Genomic DNA, 20563 nt, shown 5'->3' on the forward strand with positions numbered 1-20563 from the left:
GCGGGATCCGACCGGGCTCAGCCCCAGTGCGGAGGGCGCTGGCGCCTCAGCCACTCCTCGTGCCCGGCCTCGCCCTGCACCTCCCGGGGATCCGGCGCATCCGCGCCGAGGTCATCGGGGGAACCGCTCCACTGGCTGCCGCCCAGCGCGCGCTCCGCGTCCGGCACGGTGCCGCCGGTGGCGCGCCGGTGCGAGCCGCGACGTCGCCCCGGCACCGCGTCAGGCCCGGCGCCGGACGTCCTGCCGGGGGCCGGGGCGGGCACCACGCCGGACGCCGCATCGGGAGCTGCATCGGCTGTCCGGCCGGACATCGCCCCGGGGGTCGTGCCGGTGCGTGAGGAGTCGCCGTCAGAACCCACGCGAAGAGCTCCCCCGGCCTGCACCCGCTCCCGGTGCCCCGTCCGCGGCACCCAGTCCGAGGTAGCGCTGCACGAGTCCCGCCACGGTCTGGGGATCGGTGAAGACCTCCACCGACCACAGACTCACGTAGTTCCAGCCCGCCCGTTCGAGCTGCTGCGGAATCAGGCGGGACCGCTCGCGCACGCTCAGCGCGCGGCTGCGGTCGGAGCCGTCCGAGCGCAGGGCCACCGGGATCCGCACGGCCTCGTCGTCGGCGCCGCTGTGCAGCACCGCCCCGGCGGACAGGGACTCCGTCTGCGCGTAGGCCGCCACGTCCACGGCGTGGGCGTAGCCCGTGTGCACCGTGGCGCCGGCCGCGCGCAGCCGACGCGCGAGGTCGTCGACGAGCGCGTCCGGCGCCTCGGGCGAGTCCTCGGACTCTGCCGCAGCGCGCTCGGAGGTGGTGTTGTCCCCGAAGAGCACCTCCAGCATGTGGTACATGTCCTTGGCCCCGTACTTCAGCCGTCGCGGCTCGGTGTCCTTGGGGTGGATGGACGTCACGATGTGGGTGTGCCGACGCGCACGCGTCATGCCGCGCACGAACGCCTGCCGACCGTCCCGCTCGGACAGGGACCCCAGCTGAGGGGTGCTGCGGCCCGAAGTCGTGCGGCCGAAGCCCAGGGAGAAGATCACGGTGTCCCGCTCGATCCCCGCCGCACGGTGGAGCTCCACCACGCGGAAGGACTCGTGCCCCGGGGCGAAGAACTCCTCCGACTCCCCCGTCTCCCGCAGCCTGCGCTGGACGGCCTGCGCCACGCGGGCGGCGTGCATCGCGCTCGCGGTGACCACCGCGAGCGAGCGCTCGGGGTGCCGCGCCGCGTGGGCGAAGACGAGGTCCACGGTGCGGTGCACCTCCGCGGTGGGGGCCTGCACCCCTTCGCTGCCCGCGGTGAGCACACCCACCCCGTCCTCGACGTACTCGGCGGACAGGCCCGTGGTGGGGCTCATCAGCTCGGAGGCGAACGGGACGCGGGTGAGCGCCCCGTCGTAGAACGCCTCGTTGAGGTAGCCGAACAGCCGCGGGTCCAGGGGCCGGCGCACCGACGTGAGGGAGCGGGTGTCCACGACCCGCGAGAGCGCCTCGTGGACGGAGTCGACCTCGGCCACGGGGTGCGGCGCATCCCGACCGGCCAGCTGCGGCGCCACCGTGAACGGCTGCGGACCGCCGGCGTGCTCGTCCCCGAAGGCGATCACCTGCTGCGCCCTGACGACCGCCGGCAGGGTGGCCGCGAGCGGCGTGGACTCGGCGTCCAGAACCACCACCGTGTCCACCTCCTGGTCCTCGCCGAGGGTGGCGGTGAGCACCAGGGGGCTGGCCGTCCACACCGGCACCAGCGACGGGGTCAGGTGCTGGACCCGGTCCAGGTCCTGCGTGTTCACGTGCCCGCTGCGCAGCATGTCCCGCAGGGCCACGGCCTCGCGGGGGAACCGGCGCGCGTCGCGGGCCCAGCGGGTGGCGAGCTCGTGCTCGAGGCGCGCCGGGGCGGCCGCCACGTGCGCGGAGTCGGCCCGGCGGAACGCGGACTCCGTCCTGCGCAGCTCGGAACCGTCCGGCATGGCCACGAAGTCGTCGCCGCTGATCATGGCCTCCAGCACCGACTGCCACCACGCGAGCTCCAGCTCGTCCCCCACCCGGTCTGCGGGCACCCCGCGCGTCTCCAGGTCCTGCAGGAACTCCCCGAGGCCGCGGGCGCGCAGGTCGTCCAGCAGGACGGTGCGCTCCGGCAGGGTGCTCAGGTGGGGCTCGTCGTTGATCAGCTCGTCGAGGACCACCCCGAGCTCGTCCACGGTCGCGGACTCCAGACGGGCGGCCGTGGCCGAGCCCTCCAGGGCGATGGCGAGCCCCTCCAGGTCCTCGCGGAAGCGGCGGTGCGTGCGCAGGGTCTCCTCGGCCCGGTCGGAGACCGCCGGCTGCTCCAGGGTGGTGGCCCACTGCCGCCACCTGTCCCGCTCCGACTGCACCTTCACCAGCGCCGCGTGCAGGTCCGAGAGGTGGACACCGGGACGGATGTACTCCTTGGCCGCCTTGCGCAGCCGGGAGCGCTGCAGCCCGCTCAGCTCGATCTCGTGGTCACGCCGCCAGCCCGCGGAGGCCGTGGCCGCGATCAGGTCCGTGACGGGGCGGTCGTAGATGTCGGGAGTGAGGTACTCCAGGGAGTTCCCCACGTCGATCACGAGCTCGAGCTGCTGCTCCCACTCGGCGATGGTCGTGCCCACGCGCAGCCCCGAGACGCCCAGGACGTTGCGCATGGCGGTGGTGAGCGTGGTCAGCTCGAGCAGCAGGGACTTGGCGAGGTCGTGGGCCTGGCGCGCCTCGTCGTCGTTGACCAGGCGCGCGCCGTGCCACGGGCTGGACAGGGCGGCCTCGTCGAAGGCACCCAGTGCCGCCGCGCGCTGGAGCTGGCGCTGCACCTCGCTGCGGTGGGACACGGCGTCGAGCACCGAGCGGCGGAACCGCACGGTCGTCTCCGGGCCCGGGTCCCGGGCGGTGAGCTCCGCCAGCGCCTGCATCGCCTCGTACGGGGACGCCTGCCAGCGGGGGCGGCGGGAGTGCAGGGAGTCCTCGTGCACACGCAGCTGCTCGCGAGAGCGGCGCAGCGCCTCGTGGATCGGTTCTGTCTGGGGCTCCGCGGCACGCTCGTTGCGCGCCACGGCCCGCACGAGGCGCTGGGCGACGTCGTCCGGGCTGAGGTGCGAGCCCAGGGGCAGCACGAGCGAGTCCAGACCCGCCCGGTTCCAGGCGCGCGTGAACGAGGCGAGGGTCGTGCGGGACTCCCCCAGGACGAGCACGCTGCGACCCCCGTGCACGAGCGCACCCACGGTGGCGACCACGGTGTCCACGGCGGGGGTGCCCACGGGCGTGCTCACCACGAAGCTCTCGCCCTGCTCGGCGAGGTCCACGACCTCCTGCTGGTTCGCGTCCAGGTCCGTGAGCAGCAGCTCGTCCGCTGGGTCGCGGTCGTCGAGGGCCGGGGCCCTGTTCTGCAGCGGGCGGACCACCGGGAGCTTGCCCACCTCCGGGTTCTTCAGGCGGGCGAGCGCCTCGACCACCTCGGTGCGGGCCTCCACGTGCTCGTCCGCGGGGCGCTCGTGCAGGTCCGCGAACGTGGAGACCACGAGCTGGTGCTCCACGTGCATGCCGGGGACGTCCACCGCGAGCTGGCGCAGGATCTCCAGCACCGGGGCGGGGTCGAGCTTGCGCGTGCCGTACGCGAGCCGGGACATCTCCGCGGTGGCCAGCTCCACCCCGTGGTCCTCGCGCAGCCGGCGCACCAGCGCCGGGTTCAGCCGCGCGGGCCCCACGATGTGCAGCTCGAAGTCCTTGTGGTCGGGGCGCAGCTTGATGGTGACCGGCGCCAGCAGCACGGGCGCGATGAAGCGGCGCAGCCCGTCCGCCACGGGGTCGGCAAGCCACGAGGCGGTCCCGGCGGCGAGGTAGGCGGCGTCCAGGCCGTGCATCACGGACAGCTCGTGGATCTTGGTGCGCAGCGCACGCGCGGAGCGCACCGCACGGTCGTAGGCGGGGGTGTCCTGGTGGATCATCGTGGACAGCCGGGTGGGCCGCTGCATGAGCAGCTGCGCCTGGCCCGAGGAGTTCGCCTCCGTGAGGTCGATGCACACGTTGTCCACCTGGTTGAAGTCCAGCAGCGTGTCCGGACCCGTGTAGGCGTCCATCTGCTGGGTCCAGGACCTCAGGGACACGCGGGGGTGCTGCGACTCCGTGGCGGCGCGGTCCGTGACCTGGGGGGTCGATCGGTCCTGGGACGGGGGTGTCGACATGGTGCTCCTACTCACGAGCGCGCCGGTCTGCACCTCGCGGGGGACGGGGCGGACCGGCGCACCGGAACTGACGGTGACTCAGACGGCGGGGTTCACTCCCACTCGATGGTTCCCGGGGGCTTGGACGTGACGTCCAGAACCACCCGGTTGATCTCCTCCACCTCGTTGGTGATGCGGTTGGAGATCCGCGCGAGCAGCTCGGAGGGCAGCCGCGACCAGTCCGCGGTCATGGCGTCCTCGGAGCTCACGGGGCGCAGCACGATGGGGTGGCCGTAGGTGCGGCCGTCGCCCTGCACGCCCACGGAGTGCACGTCCGCGAGCAGCACCACGGGCATCTGCCACACCTCGTCGTCCAGACCGGCGCGGGTGAGCTCCTCACGGGCGATCGCGTCCGCGCGGCGCAGGATGTCCAGGCGCTGCTCGGTGACCTCGCCGATGATGCGGATGCCGAGGCCCGGGCCGGGGAACGGCTGGCGGCCCACGATGTTCTCGGGCAGGCCCAGCTCGCGACCCACCGCGCGGACCTCGTCCTTGAACAGGGCGCGCAGCGGCTCCACCAGCTCGAACTGCAGGTCCTCGGGAAGCCCGCCCACGTTGTGGTGGCTCTTGATGTTGGCCGCGCCCTCGCCGCCGCCGGACTCGACGACGTCCGGGTAGAGGGTGCCCTGCACGAGGAACCGCACGGGCTCGCCGTCCGCGGCCTCCTCGCTGAGCACCTTGTGCTCGGCGGCCTCGAACGCGCGGATGAACTCGCGCCCGATGTTCTTGCGCTTGGTCTCCGGGTCGGTGACACCCTCGAGCGCGCCGAGGAAGCGTTCCTTCTCCCGGGCGATGTGCAGCTTGATGCCGGTCGCGGCCACGTAGTCCTTCTCGACCTGCTCCACCTCGTCCTGGCGCATCAGGCCGTGGTCCACCAGCACGCACGTGAGCCGGTCCCCGATCGCGCGCTGCACGAGCGCCGCCGCCACCGCGGAGTCCACACCGCCGGAGAGGCCGCACAGGGCCTTGCCGTCGCCCACCTGGGCGCGGATGGCCGCGACCTGCTCCTCGATGATGTTGCCCGTGGACCACGTGGGGCTCAGGCGGGCGCCGTTGAAGAGGAAGTTCTCGAGGACCTTCTGCCCGAAGGCGGAGTGCTTGACCTCGGGGTGCCACTGCACGCCGTAGAGTCCGCGCTCACGGTTCTCGAAGGCGGCCACGGGCGCGCCCTCGGTGGTGGCCAGGGTGGTGAAGCCCTCGGGCGCCGCCGTGACGGAGTCGCCGTGGCTCATCCACGTGGTCTGCACGTCAGGGGTGCCGTCCAGCAGGGTGCCCACGGTGTCGGAGGTGGCCGTGGCGGTGGTGGCGCCGTACTCGCGCACGCCCGTGCGCTCGACGGCGCCGCCCAGGGCGTTGGCCATCACCTGGAACCCGTAGCAGATCCCCAGGACGGGAACACCGGCCTCGAAGAGCTCGGCGTCGCGCTGCGGGGCCCCCGGCGCGTACACGGAGGCGGGGCCCCCGGAGAGGATCAGGGCGGCGGGGTTGCGCTGCAGGATCTTCTCGGTGGACCAGGTGTGCGGGACGATCTCGGAGTACACGTTCGCCTCGCGCACCCTGCGGGCGATCAGCTGCGCGTACTGCGCACCGTAATCGACCACGAGTACCGGGCGTTGTTCCAGGTCGCTCAGGTTCTCAGGGGATTCAGTCACGCGGACAAGTCTAGAACACGGCGCAGACACGCCCCGCCGGTCTCAGTAGCGCTTGGCGGCCTTCGGATTGGCGGCGAGCTCCGCCTCGGTGGAGCGGTGGATCTTGCGCTCCACGATGAACGAGAGGAAGGGCACCACACCGCCCAGGGCCATCACGATCAGCTGCGCGAACGGCCAGCGCATCAGGGACCACACGCGCAGGCACGAGAGGACGTAGACCACGTAGAACCAGCCGTGGATGATCAGGATCCACGTGGAGACGTTGACTCCCCCGGCCAGGTTCTCGAGGTCCAGGTTCTGCCACCCCAGGGCCACAGACTGGCCCGTGGCCTTGTCCGTGCCGCCGGCGATGAGGTCGTAGTGGAGGCCGTAGCGGGTGACCATCTCCGCCACGAGCAGCAGCAGGAACGTGCCGGAGACCCACGCGCACACCTTGTACACGTTCAGCGCGGTGCGGATCTGGGCCTCGGTGCCGCCGAAGCGGCGCCGAGGCTTCAGCGCGGCGGCCTTGGCGCGCACGCTGTCCGGGACGGTCGCCCGTTCCGGGGTGGCGTCCTGGGGCGCGGTGACCCGCACGCCGTCGGTGCGGCGCACCGGGCGGGGCTGCTGGTCGTTCTTCGGCGTGGGCTCAGTCATTGGGGTGCTCCGTTGTCGGATCGCGGGGTGGGGTTCTCTGACGACGACGCCGCGCGGCCGGCTCCGGCGCGCCGCGCACCCGGGCGGGCGGCGTCGTCGTGCGGGGCGTCATCGTGTGCTGCGTCGTCGTGTCGGGCGTCGTTGCGTGCGCGGGCGGCAACGGCCGGCTGGTCGTCGAAGAAGTAGTAGCACTGGTCCTGGGCGTCCCAGTAGTAGTAGGACTGCTCGGCCTCGTCCCAGAAGTAGTCGCCCTCGAAGTAGAAGTACTCCTCCGGGTTCTCCTCGCGCAGCTGCTCGTCACGGACGAAGCGCCACCACATGAAGAACGCGAACCCGGCGAAGACCACCCACTCGATGGCGTAGAAGAGGTTCAGGGCGTGCACGGAGGTGTCCGTGGGCTGCTGATCGATCTGCAGACGGCTCAGCCCGTGGCCCATCAGGGTCGCGGAGTCCTGGAGCACGCCGTCGGAGGACACCGGGGCCGGCTGAGTGGCCGGGTTCTCCGCGAAGGCCGCCACGTAGCCGGAGTAGAGGGGCGCGTCCCACAGGTTGCTCAGCTGGGCCGAGGACACGGAACCCACCTGGCCCGCGGCCAGCTTCTCGCTGGACAGCGGGGAGTCGGTGGGCAGCAGACGCCCGATCACCCGGATCTGGCCCGACGGCGCGGGGTCGACCTGCTCGGGCGAGGCCACCCAGCCGCGGGCAACCGCGAGGGAGACGTCCGAGTCCGCGACGTCCCACCGCTCCTGCGAGTCAGGCACCACGAGCTGCGTGACCACCCAGTACCCGGACGCGCCGTCCTGCAGCCGCCCGGGGACGAGCACGGTGGAGTCCGGCACGTACGTGCCGGTCACGGAGACCACGTGGTCTGCCTGCTGGGAGGTGACCGTCTCACCGGGTGTGGTGACGTCCTCGATCGCCGAGACGCGGTCCTTCGCGGGATCCGCGACGGTCGAGGACTGCAGGGACGCGTTGAGCTGCCACATGCTGAGGCTCACGAAGAGCGCCGCCACGAGCAGGGCGGCCGCCAGAAAGGCCAGAGAGCGGGGGCGCAGGGCGGTTTTCAGCACGGTTCAACCCTACTGGCCCGCGCTGGGCGTTTCCCACACCAGCGCACCCCGCGGGCAGGCCCGCGACGGCACCCGGGCTCAGCTGCGGATGACCACCTCGGCGCGCTGGAACTCCTTCAGGTCCGAGTAGCCGGTGGTGGCCATGGCGCGGCGCAACGCCCCCATCACGTTCGAGGAGCCGTCCACGTGCCGGGAGGGCCCGTTGAGCAGCTCGTCGAGGGGGCCGACCGTTCCCACGTGCGTGCGGACACCGCGCGGCGAGTGCTGGTGGTGCGCCTCCGCGCCCCACAGCCAGCCCTGCCCCGGGGCCTCCTCCGCGCGGGCCAGCAGGGTCCCGAGCATCACGGCGTCCGCGCCCATGGCGATGGCCTTGACGATGTCGCCCGAGGTGCCCAGACCGCCGTCGGCGATCACGTGGACGTAGCGGCCCCCGGACTCGTCGAGGTAGTCCCGACGCGCCGCGGCGACGTCCGAGACCGCCGTGGCCATGGCCGCGTGGATGCCGAGGATGGACTCGGTGCGCAGGGACGCTCCCCCACCGAAGCCCACCAGGACCCCGGCCGCTCCGGTGCGCATGAGGTGCAGCGCCGGGGTGTAGCCCGCGGCGCCGCCCACGATCACCGGGACGTCGAGGTCGTAGATGAACTTCTTGAGGTCCAGCGGCTCCTGCTCGCGCGAGACGTGCTCGGCGGAGACGGTGGTGCCGCGGATGACGAAGAGGTCCACGCCAGCCTCGAGGACCGTGCGGTAGTGCTCGACCACCCGCTGCGGGGACAGGGAGCCCGAGACGATCACGCCGGCCTCCCGGATCTCCGCCAGACGGGCCTTGATGAGCTCAGGCTGGACGGGCGCCGAGTAGAGCTCCTGCATCCGGCGCGTGGCCTGCGGCAGGTTCTCGGAGCTGAGGTCCGCGATCTCGTCCAGGGACGGCTGCGGGTCCTCGTAGCGGGTCCACAGCCCCTCGAGGTCCAGCACGCCCAGACCGCCCGCGCGGCCCAGCTCGATGGCCGTGGCCGGGGACATCACCGAGTCCATGGGTGCGCCCACCACGGGGATGTCGAACTGGTAGGCGTCGATCTGCCACGCCGTGCTCACGTCCTGCGGGTCCCGCGTGCGGCGGGAGGGGACCAGGGCGATCTCGTCCAGGCTGAACGTGCGGCGTGCCCGCTTGGAACGCCCGATTTCGATGTCGTAACTCACGAGGGGTCCTTTCACCGCGCCTCGGGCACGGAGGGTCGGCCGGCTGCTCAGCGCTTGTAGTTGGGCGCTTCCACGGTCATGGTGATGTCGTGCGGGTGGGACTCCTTGAGCCCCGCCGGGGTGATCCGCACGAAGCGGCCCTTCTGCTTGAGCTCCGTGACGGTGTGGGCGCCCACGTAGAACATGGTCTGGCGCAGCCCGCCGTCCAGCTGGTGCAGCACCGAGGCGAGGGGACCGCGGTACGGGACCTGGCCCTCGATGCCCTCCGGGATGAGCTTCTGGTCGTCCGAGACGTCCGCCTGGAAGTAGCGGTCCTTGGAGTAGGAGGTGTTCTTGCCACGGGACTGCATCGCACCCAGCGAGCCCATGCCGCGGTAGGCCTTGAACTGCTTGCCCGCCACGAACACGAGCTCCCCCGGGGACTCGTCGCAGCCCGCGAGCAGCGAGCCCAGCATCACGGAGTCCGCACCGGCGACCAGCGCCTTGCCGATGTCGCCGGAGAACTGCAGCCCGCCGTCGGCGATCAGCGGCACGCCCGCCGGGATGGTGACCTGTGCGGCCTCGTTGATCGCGGTGATCTGCGGGACGCCCACGCCGGCGATGATCCGGGTGGTGCAGATGGAGCCGGGACCCACGCCCACCTTCACGGCGTCCGCTCCGGCGTCCACGAGGGCCTGCGCGCCCGCGCGGGTGGCCGCCTGTCCGCCGATCACGTCCACGTGCGCCGCCGCGGGCTCCTTCTTGAGCCGGGCGATCATCTCGAGCACGCCCTGCGAGTGGCCGTTCGCGGTGTCGATGAACAGCGCGTCCACACCGGCCTCCACGAGTGTCATCGCGCGCTCCCAGCCGTCACCGAAGAAGCCCACGGCCGCGCCCACGCGCAGTCGGCCCTCGTCGTCCTTGGTGGCCAGGGGGTACTGCTCCGCCTTGGTGAAGTCCTTGACGGTGATCAGCCCGGTCAGCCGGTCCTGCTCGTCCACCAGGGGCAGCTTCTCGATCTTGTGCTTCGCGAGCAGGGCGTGGGCCTCGTCCTTGCTCATGCCCACCTTGCCGGTCACGAGCGGCATGGGGGTCATGACGTCGCGCACCAGGCGGGTCTCGAAGTCGCTCTCCGGCAGGTAGCGGGTGTCGCGGTTGGTGATGATGCCCAGCAGCTTCTGGTTCTCGTCCACCACGGGCAGGCCCGAGACCTTGAAGTAGCCGCACAGCCGGTCCAGCTCGGCCAGGGTGGCGTCCGGGGAGACCGTCACGGGGTTGGTGATCATCCCGGACTCGCTGCGCTTGACGCGGTCCACGTGGTCCGCCTGGTCCTGGATGGACAGGTTGCGGTGGATCACGCCGATCCCGCCCTGGCGCGCCATGGAGATGGCCATCGCGGACTCGGTCACGGTGTCCATGGCCGCCGAGAGCACGGGGGCCTGCAGCGTGATCCTGCGCGACAGGCGCGTCGTCGTGGAGGCCTCCGACGGGATCACGTCCGTGTTGCCGGGCAGCAGCAGCACGTCGTCGTAGGTCAGTCCGGTGAATCCGAACGGGTCGTCCATCAGTGCCGTGGGCACGGGTTCAGCCACGAGTAGTCCCTTTCACGCGAGAATGTCGCCACCAGTGTACGGCGCGGCTCCGACCCGCTCCCCACCCGTTCGCCGCGGGCCGCAGAGCACCGGGCAGGGCCCTGGGACCACGGCGTCGTACCGTGTGCGGGCCGACGAGCGGACGACGTCGCTCCGCGCGGCGACGCGGCGAGGTCGCCCCGGTGCTTGACGGCCGACCCGCGCGGGGTCCTCAGCCCGTGGCGCCGGTCCCGACGGCCGCCACGAGCTGGTCCCGCAGCAGCGGCGCGATGGAGCGCGTGTACTCCCAGGTGAGGTGGTGGGGGTCGATCCACAGGGACACGTTGCCGATCACCGGGGCGCACACACCCTGCGGGCAGATCAGGGGCGTGGGGTCGATCCCCGCGAACCCTGGGATCGAGTCCAGGGACTGCGCGGGGTTCTCGGCCGCCAGCACGGCGTCGGCGGAGACCCTGCAGGACTCGTCGTCCCGGCCCTTCTCGGCCACGCACCGGGTGGGGTCGAAGTCCAGGCGGGGGTTGTCGCGGAAACCGACCACCGTGGTCCCCTGGGCAGTGAGCTCCCGCGTCAGAGCGTCGAGGCCGCTCACCACGCGCTCTGCCGAGCCGTCCATGAGCTCTGCGCGCGTCGAGGTGGTCAGCACGGCGTCCGGCTTCAGGTCGCGCAGGTAGTCCATCGCGGCCTCGTTGCCGTCCTTGCACGTGCTCGACTGCCCCTCCACGCCGAAACCGCACCCGGGCTGCAGGACGGAGATCAGCTGCCAGTTCTCCTCCTCTGCCACGGGGATCACGGCACCCATGTACTGCTCCATGTGGGAGTTGCCGACAACGGCCACCACCTTGGCGGGGTTCTCGACCTTCTCCGTCTGGCGGCAGAATCCCTGGACCTTCTTGTCAGCGCTTTTGTACTCGCCGTCGCAGGCCTGCGGCAGCCCCACCCACTGCTCCTTCATGGACGCGGGCAGCGTGGGGGCGTCCGGGTCCCCCGTGAACTCGTAGCCCGGCTCGAGGAGCCGCGCACCGGGGTTGTTCAGTTCCGCCTGGGCCTCCAGCGCGGCGGTGCGGTGGCGCTCCACCGCGGACCACGTGCCCGCGGTGACCAGCACCGTGCCCATGCACACCACGATGACCAGCGCGAGGCGCCAGTTCTTCGCCTCCGGCCACTTCCAACGCTTGAGTGGGTTCTCCACGAGCTTCGTCAGGAGCAGTGCCAGCAGAACGGACACGATCACGATCACCACGCCGGAGCGCGGCCCGGCCACCGGTCGGTCCCGGATCACCAGATAGGTGATCAGCAGGGGCCAGTGCACGAGGTACAGGGCGTAGGCGGCGTCGCCCAGCTTCACCACCGGGGCCCAGGACAGGAACCGGTCGAGGCCCAGGCGCGATCCCGACTGCCCTGCCACGATGATCGCGGCCGCGGAGAGCAGCGGCCACAGCGCGATCCAGCCCGGGAACGCGCCCTGCACGTCCACGAGGATCCCCACCGACACCATGCTCACGAGCCCGCCCCACCCGAGGACCAGGCGCACCGCACGGGGAAGCTTCACGTACGGAATCGCGAGCGCCACGAGGGACCCCAGGGCGAACTCCCACAGGCGAGCCCTGGTGTCGAAGTACGCGAACTCCTGGTGCGTGGCCGTGGAGACCACCGAGAAGGCCAGCGAGGCCGCGAACACCAGCCCGAAGCACGCGGCCAGAACGGGGACGCTGCTGCGGCCCGTCCGGCGCTTGACCAGCCACGCCAGGCCGAAGATCAGCGGCCACAGCAGGAAGACCTGACCCTGCACCGAGAGGGACCAGAAGTGCTGGAACGGCGAGGCCGAGGAGTGGTCCGCCGCGTAGTAGTCCACCGCGTTGAACGCGAGCGTCCAGTTCTCGAAGTACAGGATCGAGGCCACGCCCTGGAAGCGGAAGTCCGCGACGTCCTGCGCGGGGTACAGCCACCACACGAGGAACAGGGTGGCCAGGATGACCACGGTCGCCAGCGGCAGCAGCCGCTTGAAGGTGTGCAGCCAGTAGCGGCCCAGCGCCAGGGGTCGCCCGCCCTCGAGCTTGCGGACGAACGAGAGGGTCATGAAGAACGCGGAGATGAACAGGAAGATGTCCACACCGCCGGAGACCCGGCCCATGAACACGTGGTAGAGCACCACCAGCAGGACCGCGACGGCGCGCAGCCCCTGCACCTCCGGGCGGAACCCGGAGTAGCGCTGCGCCCGTTGCGCGGCGGAGGATCCGGCAGTCCACGGGGGTTGCTCCCCCACCGTGAGCGGGGATGAACCGGCAACGGGATCCGAGGCTGGGGGAATGCGCATCTGGTCAGCCTAAACGCAGGGCGGCGTGCCGATCACATCGCCCGGTTCCGTCCCGACCCCTCCCGGGAGTGAGCAGTGCGCACGGCCTGCGGGGTGAGCCGCCCGGTTGCACGGGGCAGAGGTCGGGCACCGTCGCCGGTCGTTCAGCGTGCCCGGGCCGGAGTCCGGACGGCGGACGGGAGCTCAGTCCTCGTCGTCGTCCTTCTTCTCCGCCACGAGCGTCTCGGTGGTGAGCACGAGCGCGGCGATGGACGCCGCGTTCTGCAGGGCCGAGCGCGTGACCTTGACGGGGTCGATGATGCCCGCGGACAGCAGGTTCTCGTACTCCCCGGTCAGCGCGTTGTAGCCGTTGCCCGGCTCCATGTCCGCGACGCGGGCGGCCACGACGTTGCCGTCCTGGCCCGCGTTCTCCGCGATCCAGCGCAGCGGCTGGACCAGGGCGCGGCGCACGATGTTCACGGCGGTGGCGGCGTCCCCGGTGAGGCCGAGATCCGTGCCGTCGAGCGTCTTGGAGGCGTGGACCAGGGCGGAGCCGCCGCCAGCCACGATGCCCTCTTCGAGCGCGGCACGCGTGGAGGACACCGCGTCCTCGATGCGGTGCTTGCGCTCCTTCTGCTCCACCTCGGTGGCGGCACCGACCTTGATCACGGAGATGCCGCCGGCCAGGCGCGCGAGGCGCTCCTGGAGCTTCTCGCGGTCCCACTCGGAGTCCGTGCGGGCGATCTCCGCGCGGATCTCGGCCACGCGGTCCGCGACGGCCTCCGAGGAGCCGGCACCGTCCACCAGCGTGGTCTGGTTCTTGGTGACAGTGATGCGGCGCGCGCTGCCCAGCTGGGACAGGTCCACGCCGTCGAGGGAGATGCCGAGCTCCGGGGTGATCACGGTGGCGTCCGTGAGCACCGCGAGGTCCTGCATGATCGCCTTGCGGCGGTCGCCGAACCCGGGGGCCTTCAGCGCCACGACGTCGAGCGTGCCGCGCAGCTTGTTGACCACCAGTGTGGACAGGGCCTCGCCCTCGACGTCCTCCGCGATGATCGTCAGCGGCTTCTTGGCCTGCAGCACCTTCTCCAGCACCGGCATGAGGTCCTGGATGGCGGAGATCTTGCCCTGGTACAGCAGCACGTACGTGTCGTCCAGGACGGCTTCCTGGCGCTCCTGGTCCGTGATGAAGGACGGGGAGAGGTAGCCCTTGTCGAACTGCATGCCCTCGGTGACGTCCAGCTCCACCTCGGTGGAGGAGCCGTCCTCGATGGTGATCACGCCGTCCGTGCCCACGGTCTCGAAGGCGCGCGCGATCAGCTCGCCGATCTCCTCGGACTGCGCGGAGATCGCGGCCACGTGGGCCACGTCCTTGCCCTCGACCGGACGGGCGTTGTCGAGCAGGCGCTCGGACACCGCGGCCACCGCGGCCTCGACGCCGCGCTTGATGTCGCCCGGGGCGGCACCGGCGGCCACGTTGCGCAGACCCTCCTTGACGATGGCCTGGGCCAGCACGGTGGCGGTGGTGGTGCCGTCGCCGGCGACGTCGTTGGTCTTGGTGGCGACCTCCTTGGCCAGCTGCGCGCCGAGGTTCTCGTACGGGTCCTCGAGCTCCACCTCACGGGCGATGGTCACGCCGTCGTTGGTGATGGTGGGCGCGCCCCACTTCTTGTCGAGGACGACGTTGCGGCCACGGGGGCCGAGGGTGACCTTGACGGTGTCCGCGAGGCGGTTGACTCCGGCCTCGAGCGCTTTGCGAGCGGTGTCGTTGAACACCAACTGCTTGGGCATGTGTGCTCCTTGGGAGAAAGAGGGAGAGGAAATGACGGCGCGGTGCCCGCGCTGCCCGTGCGGGCGGAGGCTCGGGCACCGCGCTCGAAAGACGTGGGGTGGTTACTTCTCGATGACGGCCAGCACGTCGCGCGCCGGGAGCACGAGGTACTCCTCGCCGTTGTACTTGACCTCGGTTCCGCCGTACTTGGAGAAGATGACCAGGTCACCCTCGTTGACGTCCACGGGGATGCGGTTGCCCTTGTCGTCCACGCGGCCCGGGCCCACGGCCAGGACGGTGCCCTCCTGGGGCTTCTCCTTGGCGGTGTCCGGGATGACCAGACCGGAAGCGGTGGTCTGTTCAGCGGCCAGCGGCTGAACCACGATGCGATCCTCGAGGGGCTTGATGGAGACCGACACGATCTCTCCCTTTCTTCTAGGCGTGTGAGACGGTGTGCGCCCGCGCAGTGCCGTGGGGTCCCACGGCCGCGAGCGCCACAGGCCAGTTGGCGTGCCAACCGTCGTCGCGGTGCCGATTGAGCGCCTGGCCTTTAGCACCCTCGCTACGAGAGTGCCAAGAATCACTGTAGGGAGGCCGCCCGCGCCCGGTCAAGGCGGCGCCGCACCGCTCCCCTGTGGGCTGAAAGCTGGCCGACGACGCCGCCCGCGCGGTCGCGCGCACGGGTCTCAGTAGTAGACGGCGAGCCTGCCGTTGGGCCCGTCGTGGCACGTCACCGGGGTCTCGAAGACCCGGGTGAGGGTCTCGTCCGTCATGATCTCCTCGGGCGTCCCGAATTCCACGACCTTGCCCTCCTTCACGGCGCAGATCCAGTCCGAGTAGTGGCTCGCGAAGTTGATGTCGTGCAGCACGATCAGCACGGTGCGTCCCAGCTCGTCCGCCACGCGGCGCAGGTGGTGCATCATGTGCACCGAGTGGCGCATGTCCAGGTTGTTGAGCGGTTCGTCGAGCAGCAGGTAGTCGGTCTCCTGGCACAGCACCATGGCCACGTAGGCGCGCTGGCGCTGGCCGCCGGAGAGCTGGTCGAGGTAGCGGTTCTGCAGGGAGCCGAGGTCGAAGAACTCGATGGACTCGGAGATGATCCGCTCGTCCTCCCGGTTGATCCGCCCCCGCGTGTAGGGGAAGCGCCCGAGCGCCACCAGCTGGCGGACCGTCAGGCGCGCGGTGAAGTGGTTCTCCTGGCGCAGGGTGGAGACCACCGTGGCCAGCTTGCGCGGGTGCGTCGTCGTCACGTCGTGACCGCCGATCACCACGGTCCCGGCGTCCGGGCCCAGCAGCCGGCCCATCATCGTCAGCAGCGTGGACTTGCCCGCCCCGTTGGGCCCCACCAGCGCGGTGACTCCCCCGGTCGGGATCTCGAGGTCCACCGGCCCGATGGACGTCCCCGATCCGTAGTCCTTGAACAGCTTGCCCAGCTGGATCACAGCCGACCCCTCCTCAGGATCACCACGAGGAACACCGTGCCACCCACCAGTTCGATGATGATGGACACCGCCCCCTCCGCGTAGAACACGTTCTTCAACAGGAAATAGGCGCCCGAGAGCACTGCGAAGCCGATCAGCGCGGCCATGGGGAACACGTACCGGTGGTCGTAGGTCTCCGAGAACTGGTACGCGAGGATCGCCACCAGGAAGCCCAGGAACGTCATGGGCCCGATCAGGGACGTGGAGACGGCCATCAGGATGGAGATCCAGAACAGCGTGGTCATCAGTTCCCTGCGGTGCTTCAGGCCGAGGTTCGTGGAGACGTCCCTGCCCAGCGACAGGATGTTGAGCTTGCGCGAGTGCAGGTACAGGGCCACGGTCGCCAGGGCGCACAGGGGCACGGCGAGCGGGAAGTAGCTCGCGTCTGCGTTGGACACCGAGCCGAACAGCCGCGCGCTGAGCACGTCGAAGTCGCTCGGGGTGAGCAGCCGCTGCATGAACGTGGAGACGGAGCCCAGGCCACCGCCCAGCACGATGCCGATCAGCAGCATGATCTGCACGTTGCCGTACTTTCCGGAGAGCAGCCAGCCGTAGAGTCCCAGCGCGAAGAGCACCATGAGGCCCACCTGCACCGCGTACTGCGGCAGGCCCTGGATCGCGGTGACGCCGACGGCGCCCAGGAAGTAGACGGCGGAGGTCTGAATCAGGACGTAGAGGGACTCGAAGCCCATGATCGACGGCGTGATGATCCGGTTGTTCGCTGCCGTCTGGAACGCCACGGTGGCCATGGCCTGGCTCACCGCCACGATCGCGATCACCACGACGCTCGTGGCACGGGACTCGGCGATGCGCCAGAAGCCCCTGGTGCCGAACGGCAGGGGGTTGTCCCACGCGAGGATTCCGAGGCAGAAGGCCAGCCCCACGAGCAGCAGGCAGACCAGGACGATCCAGTAGCGCCGCCGGTGGGCCGGGGAGGTGAAGGCCGCGGAGCCCTCGCGGGCGGGGTCGTGGCGCGGTGCGGGGGTCACCGCGGCGTCGTGCGTGGCGGTGTCAGGCATGGCGGCGGCTCCGGAGCAGCAGGGCGATGAACACCGCGGCACCCACGACCCCCAGGATCAGGGAGACGGGCACCTCGAACGGCATGATGATGGTGCGCCCGATCAGGTCGCACACCGTGACCAGGCCCACGCCCAGAAGACACACCCACGGGAGGTTGGAGCGCAGATCGTCGCCGCGGAACAGCGAGACGACGTTGGGGACGATCAGCCCCAGGAACGGCAGGTTGCCCACCACCACGGTGACCACGCCGGTGGCCACGGCCACGAGGCCCGTGCCGATGAGGATGGTGCGGTTGTAGTTCAGCCCCACGTTGGTGGCGATGTCCTCACCGAGCCCGGCCACCGTGAGCCGGTCCGCGGTGACGAACACCAGCACCGCCACGACGGCGACGATCCACAGTGTCTCGTACTGGCCCTTGAGCACAGAGGTGAAGCTGCCCGCGAACCAGACACCCAGGTTCTGCAGCCGGTCCGTGACCAGCGCCAGGTAGGTGGAGACGGACCCGACCACCGCGCCGAGCATGATGCCCACGATCGGCACGATCAGGGAGGAGCGCAGGGTGACCCGGCGCAGGAACGCGAAGAAGACCATGGTGCCCAGGAACGCGGCGATGATCGCCCCGACCATGCGCACGGTCAGGGACGCGTCCGGGAAGAGGATCATCATGACCAGCAGCCCCAGCCCGGCCCACTCGGTGGTGCCCGTGGTCGTGGGCTCCACGAACCGGTTCTGGGTCAGCAGCTGCATCACCAGTCCGGACATGGCCATGGCCGCGCCGGCCAGGACGAGGGCGATCGTGCGCGGGATGCGGGTCAGCGCGAGGAAACGGCTGCCGCCACCCCCGTCGCCGAGGTCCGCGACCCCCGTGAAGATCGAGAGAACGAGCAGCCCCGCCACCACGAGCAGCGCCAACCAGAACTTCCAGTCGCGCAGCACCCCCGGGGCGGCGGTCGTGCGTCGGGCCGTGGAGACCATCACCTGTGCGCTTTCCTCACTCGTGGCGGTGCCCCGCGAGGACGTTCCCGCGGGGCACCGTTGACGACATTCCTGGGCGGAGTGCGGTCAGTTCTTCTGGCTCTCCAGCTTGTCGGCGATCTCGTTGAGGATCTCCGTGTAGGTCTGGATGCCCTCGTTCGTGTAGCTGTCCTCCGGCAGGTGCACGATGTTGCCGTTCTTCACGGCGGGGACGTCCTTCAGGGCCTCGGACTTCTCGATCACCTCGGACGCGGGAGTGGCGTCCTTCGAGGAGCTGATGGCCGCGTCACGGTCCATCACGATGATCAGCTCGGGCTTCGCCTTGGCGATGGCCTCGACGGAGATGTCGTCGCCCTGGTGGTCGTCGGAGCCCTCCACCTCGAGGGCCGGCTTCAGGCCGACCATGTCGAACAGCGGGCCGATCGTGCGACCGGTCTTGGGCACCACGTACCCGATGTCGCCGCCGGAGACGATCAGGCCCATGGCGGACTGGTCCTTGTAGGCGTCCTTGGCGCGCTGCTCGGCCTTGTCGAGATCATCGTTGAGCTTGTCGGCCTCGTCCGTCTTCTGGAAGACCTCGCCCAGGGCGGAGACCTGGCGCTTGAGCTCGGAGTCGAGGGGCTGGTCGTCGCGCGGGTCCAGGTCGAGCATCGCGGAGTCCGGGACGAGCTTCTTGATGTCGTCGTAGTACTGCGAGAAGCGCTGGCCGTTGATCACCAGGTCCGGGTCCACACCGGCAATGGCCTCGAGGTCCGGCTCGCGGTGCGATCCGAGATCCACGATGCTGTCGTCGTCCTTGTAGGCGATCGTGTCCGGGATCAGGGTCTTCGGCGCAGCCTTGAGCTTCACGCCCCAGTCCGAGAGGGTCTCGAACACGCGGTTGTCCGTGGCGACCACGGAGCTGGGCGGGGAGTCGACGGTCTGCTCGCCCTTGTCGTCCTGGATCGTGACCGTGGAGGCGGAGGCACTGGCGGAGGAGTCCGAGGAGGAGCCGCCGGAGCCGCACCCGACCAGCGCGAAGGACGCCACCGCGCACAGGGCGATCCCGGGGAACAGTCGGTTGGAAGACATGAATTTACTCGCAATCTCGTGGCATCGTCTGGTGCAGGCGGCCAGCCATAAGGTGAGCCTAACCTAAATAAAACCTGAAAATCCAGTGGGAATCCTCCCGTGACCTGCGGCTCCCCGGGGTGCGACACCCCGTTGCGCCCGGGCGTGGTGTGATGGAACGGTGAACACCTCCCCCGCACCCCAGGACCCCGAGGCCGCGGGTCTGGCCCAGCTGCTGACCCCCGAGGGGCTGCGCCTGCTCGACGAGCTCGGCCCCTACGACCCTGCCGCCTCGCTGAGCGTCAGCAAGTCCCTGCGCGCCCGCGGCCACTCCCCCGAGCTGGTCTCGGCCGCGCTCACCCAGTCGCGGCTGCGCGCGAAGGCCCGCGCCAAGTTCGGGGACTACGCCCAGCACATGGTCTTCACGCGCGACGGCGTGGAGCAGGCCACGCGCTGGTCCGTGGCCGCCCTGCACGCGCAGCGCTTCGCGCAGGCCGGGATCGAGCACGTGGTGGACCTGGGCTGCGGGGTCGGTGCGGACTCGCTCGCACTGGCGGCCCTGGACCGCACGGTCACCGCCGTGGAGCGGGACCCCCTCACCGCCGCCGTGGCCACCGTGAACCTCACGGGCTGGGACCGGGCCCGCGTGGTCTGCGCGGACGCCGAGACCCTCGACCTCGCCGATCTGGACGCGGGCCCCGTCGACGGCGTGTGGCTCGACCCGGCACGCCGGGTCACGGGTTCCGGGAGCACCCGCAGGATCTTCGACCCCGAGGCGTTCTCCCCGCCCCTGTCCTTCGTGACCGGTCTGGCCGCCGACGGCCTCGCGGTGGGCGCGAAGATCGGCCCGGGCATTCCGCACGAGCACGTGCCCGCGGATGCAGAGGCGCAGTGGATCTCCGACCGCGGGGACGTGGTCGAGGCGGTGCTGTGGTTCAACGCGGTGCGCCGCCCGACGGTGGCCCGCGCGGCACTCGTGCTGGGCCGCGGAGGCGGCGCAACGGCGTCGTCGGCCCCCGGGAGCACGGCCCTCGAAAGCACGGTGCACGAGACTGGCGACACGGAACCCGCCGAGACGGCGGAGAACGCGCCGGCCGCGGCGGAACTGACCTCCGCGTCCTGGCAGTCCCCGGCCCCGGAGGGCAAACTGCTGGGGCCCGTGGGCCGCTACCTCTACGAGCCCGACGGCGCCGTGATCCGCGCGGGGCTCGTCACGGACCTGGCCCAGCACCTGGGCGCGCACCTCGTCCACCCCGCCATCGCCTACCTGAGCTCGGACACGCTCGTGGAGACCCCGCTGGCCCGGGCGTACGAGGTCCGGGAGGTGCTCCCCCACACCGTGAAGGTTCTCAAGAGGTGGGTGCGGGAGCACGACGTGGGCACCCTGGAGATCAAGAAACGCGGCACGGACGTCACACCCGAGCAGCTGCGCCGGCAGCTCGCACCACGCGGTTGCGGGCGTGCGACGCTGGTGATGACACGGCTGCATGATGCCGGGACGGAACGTCGCGTGGTGCTCGCCGTGCACCCCGTAAACTGATGCTCCCTGTGCTGCAGTGACGGGCGGGGCCCGGGGACGGCGTCCCCGGGTACGGTCACGACCGCCGTTTCCGGCGCACCCACGAG

Annotated in this window: 15 protein-coding genes; 1 reads left to right on the top strand and 14 read right to left on the bottom strand. The window is 70.8% G+C overall.

Going from position 1 to position 20563, the window contains the following annotated elements:
* Positions 1-17: 17 nt before the first annotated feature.
* From D8M39_RS03370 to D8M39_RS03435, 14 genes are all read right to left on the bottom strand, one after another.
* Positions 18-359, bottom strand: a complete 342-nt coding sequence (locus D8M39_RS03370) for a hypothetical protein (protein ID WP_232300228.1) — start codon at positions 357-359, stop codon at positions 18-20.
* The gene (locus tag D8M39_RS03375) at positions 349-4179 is read right to left on the bottom strand and encodes a hypothetical protein (protein WP_126874413.1); all 3831 of its coding nucleotides are present in this window, start codon (positions 4177-4179) and stop codon (positions 349-351) included. Before D8M39_RS03375 ends, D8M39_RS03370 begins: the two co-directional genes overlap by 11 nt.
* A gap of 92 nt (positions 4180-4271) precedes the next feature.
* Complete coding sequence (gene guaA / locus D8M39_RS03380; protein ID WP_126874414.1) at positions 4272-5870, bottom strand: glutamine-hydrolyzing GMP synthase; 1599 nt, start codon at positions 5868-5870, stop codon at positions 4272-4274.
* Positions 5871-5912: 42 nt separating this feature from the next.
* Positions 5913-6506 (bottom strand): DUF3817 domain-containing protein, encoded by a 594-nt coding sequence (locus tag D8M39_RS03385; protein WP_126874415.1) that lies wholly within the window; start codon positions 6504-6506, stop codon positions 5913-5915.
* Positions 6503-7576: an SURF1 family protein gene (locus D8M39_RS03390; protein ID WP_094394886.1), complete on the bottom strand. Its 1074-nt coding sequence runs from the start codon at positions 7574-7576 to the stop codon at positions 6503-6505. Before D8M39_RS03390 ends, D8M39_RS03385 begins: the two co-directional genes overlap by 4 nt.
* Before the next feature lie 78 nt (positions 7577-7654).
* On the bottom strand, positions 7655-8776 hold the full coding sequence (locus D8M39_RS03395; protein WP_126874416.1) for a GuaB3 family IMP dehydrogenase-related protein: 1122 nt from the start codon (positions 8774-8776) through the stop codon (positions 7655-7657).
* Between the two features lie 47 nt (positions 8777-8823).
* The gene (guaB, locus tag D8M39_RS03400) at positions 8824-10320 is read right to left on the bottom strand and encodes an IMP dehydrogenase (RefSeq protein WP_126874424.1); all 1497 of its coding nucleotides are present in this window, start codon (positions 10318-10320) and stop codon (positions 8824-8826) included.
* A 238-nt stretch (positions 10321-10558) separates the two neighbouring features.
* Positions 10559-12661 carry an acyltransferase family protein gene (locus D8M39_RS03405; protein WP_126874417.1) on the bottom strand — a complete coding sequence of 701 codons (2103 nt, stop codon included), beginning with the start codon at positions 12659-12661 and terminating at the stop codon, positions 10559-10561.
* 183 nt (positions 12662-12844) lie between these two features.
* Entirely contained in the window at positions 12845-14431 is a 1587-nt protein-coding gene (groL, locus tag D8M39_RS03410; protein ID WP_094394890.1) for a chaperonin GroEL, read from the bottom strand.
* Between the two features lie 102 nt (positions 14432-14533).
* Positions 14534-14830 (bottom strand): co-chaperone GroES, encoded by a 297-nt coding sequence (gene groES, locus D8M39_RS03415; RefSeq protein ID WP_012397747.1) that lies wholly within the window; start codon positions 14828-14830, stop codon positions 14534-14536.
* A 267-nt stretch (positions 14831-15097) separates the two neighbouring features.
* Positions 15098-15853, bottom strand: a complete 756-nt coding sequence (locus tag D8M39_RS03420; RefSeq protein ID WP_055083333.1) for an ABC transporter ATP-binding protein — start codon at positions 15851-15853, stop codon at positions 15098-15100.
* Positions 15850-16911, bottom strand: a complete 1062-nt coding sequence (locus D8M39_RS03425; protein ID WP_055083331.1) for an iron chelate uptake ABC transporter family permease subunit — start codon at positions 16909-16911, stop codon at positions 15850-15852. The genes D8M39_RS03420 and D8M39_RS03425 overlap by 4 nt, the downstream gene beginning before the upstream one ends.
* Complete coding sequence (locus tag D8M39_RS03430; protein ID WP_055083352.1) at positions 16904-17887, bottom strand: ABC transporter permease; 984 nt, start codon at positions 17885-17887, stop codon at positions 16904-16906. The genes D8M39_RS03425 and D8M39_RS03430 overlap by 8 nt, the downstream gene beginning before the upstream one ends.
* Positions 17888-17974: 87 nt before the next feature.
* On the bottom strand, positions 17975-18958 hold the full coding sequence (locus D8M39_RS03435; RefSeq protein WP_126874418.1) for a siderophore ABC transporter substrate-binding protein: 984 nt from the start codon (positions 18956-18958) through the stop codon (positions 17975-17977).
* A 160-nt stretch (positions 18959-19118) separates the two neighbouring features.
* Here D8M39_RS03435 and D8M39_RS03440 point away from each other — a divergent pair, with 160 nt between their 5' ends.
* Complete coding sequence (locus D8M39_RS03440; protein WP_126874419.1) at positions 19119-20477, top strand: class I SAM-dependent methyltransferase; 1359 nt, start codon at positions 19119-19121, stop codon at positions 20475-20477.
* The last annotated feature ends 86 nt before the right edge of the window (positions 20478-20563 follow it).

The sequence above is a fragment of the Kocuria sp. HSID17590 genome (assembly GCF_003989485.1).
GTDB lineage: Bacteria > Actinomycetota > Actinomycetes > Actinomycetales > Micrococcaceae > Kocuria > Kocuria salsicia.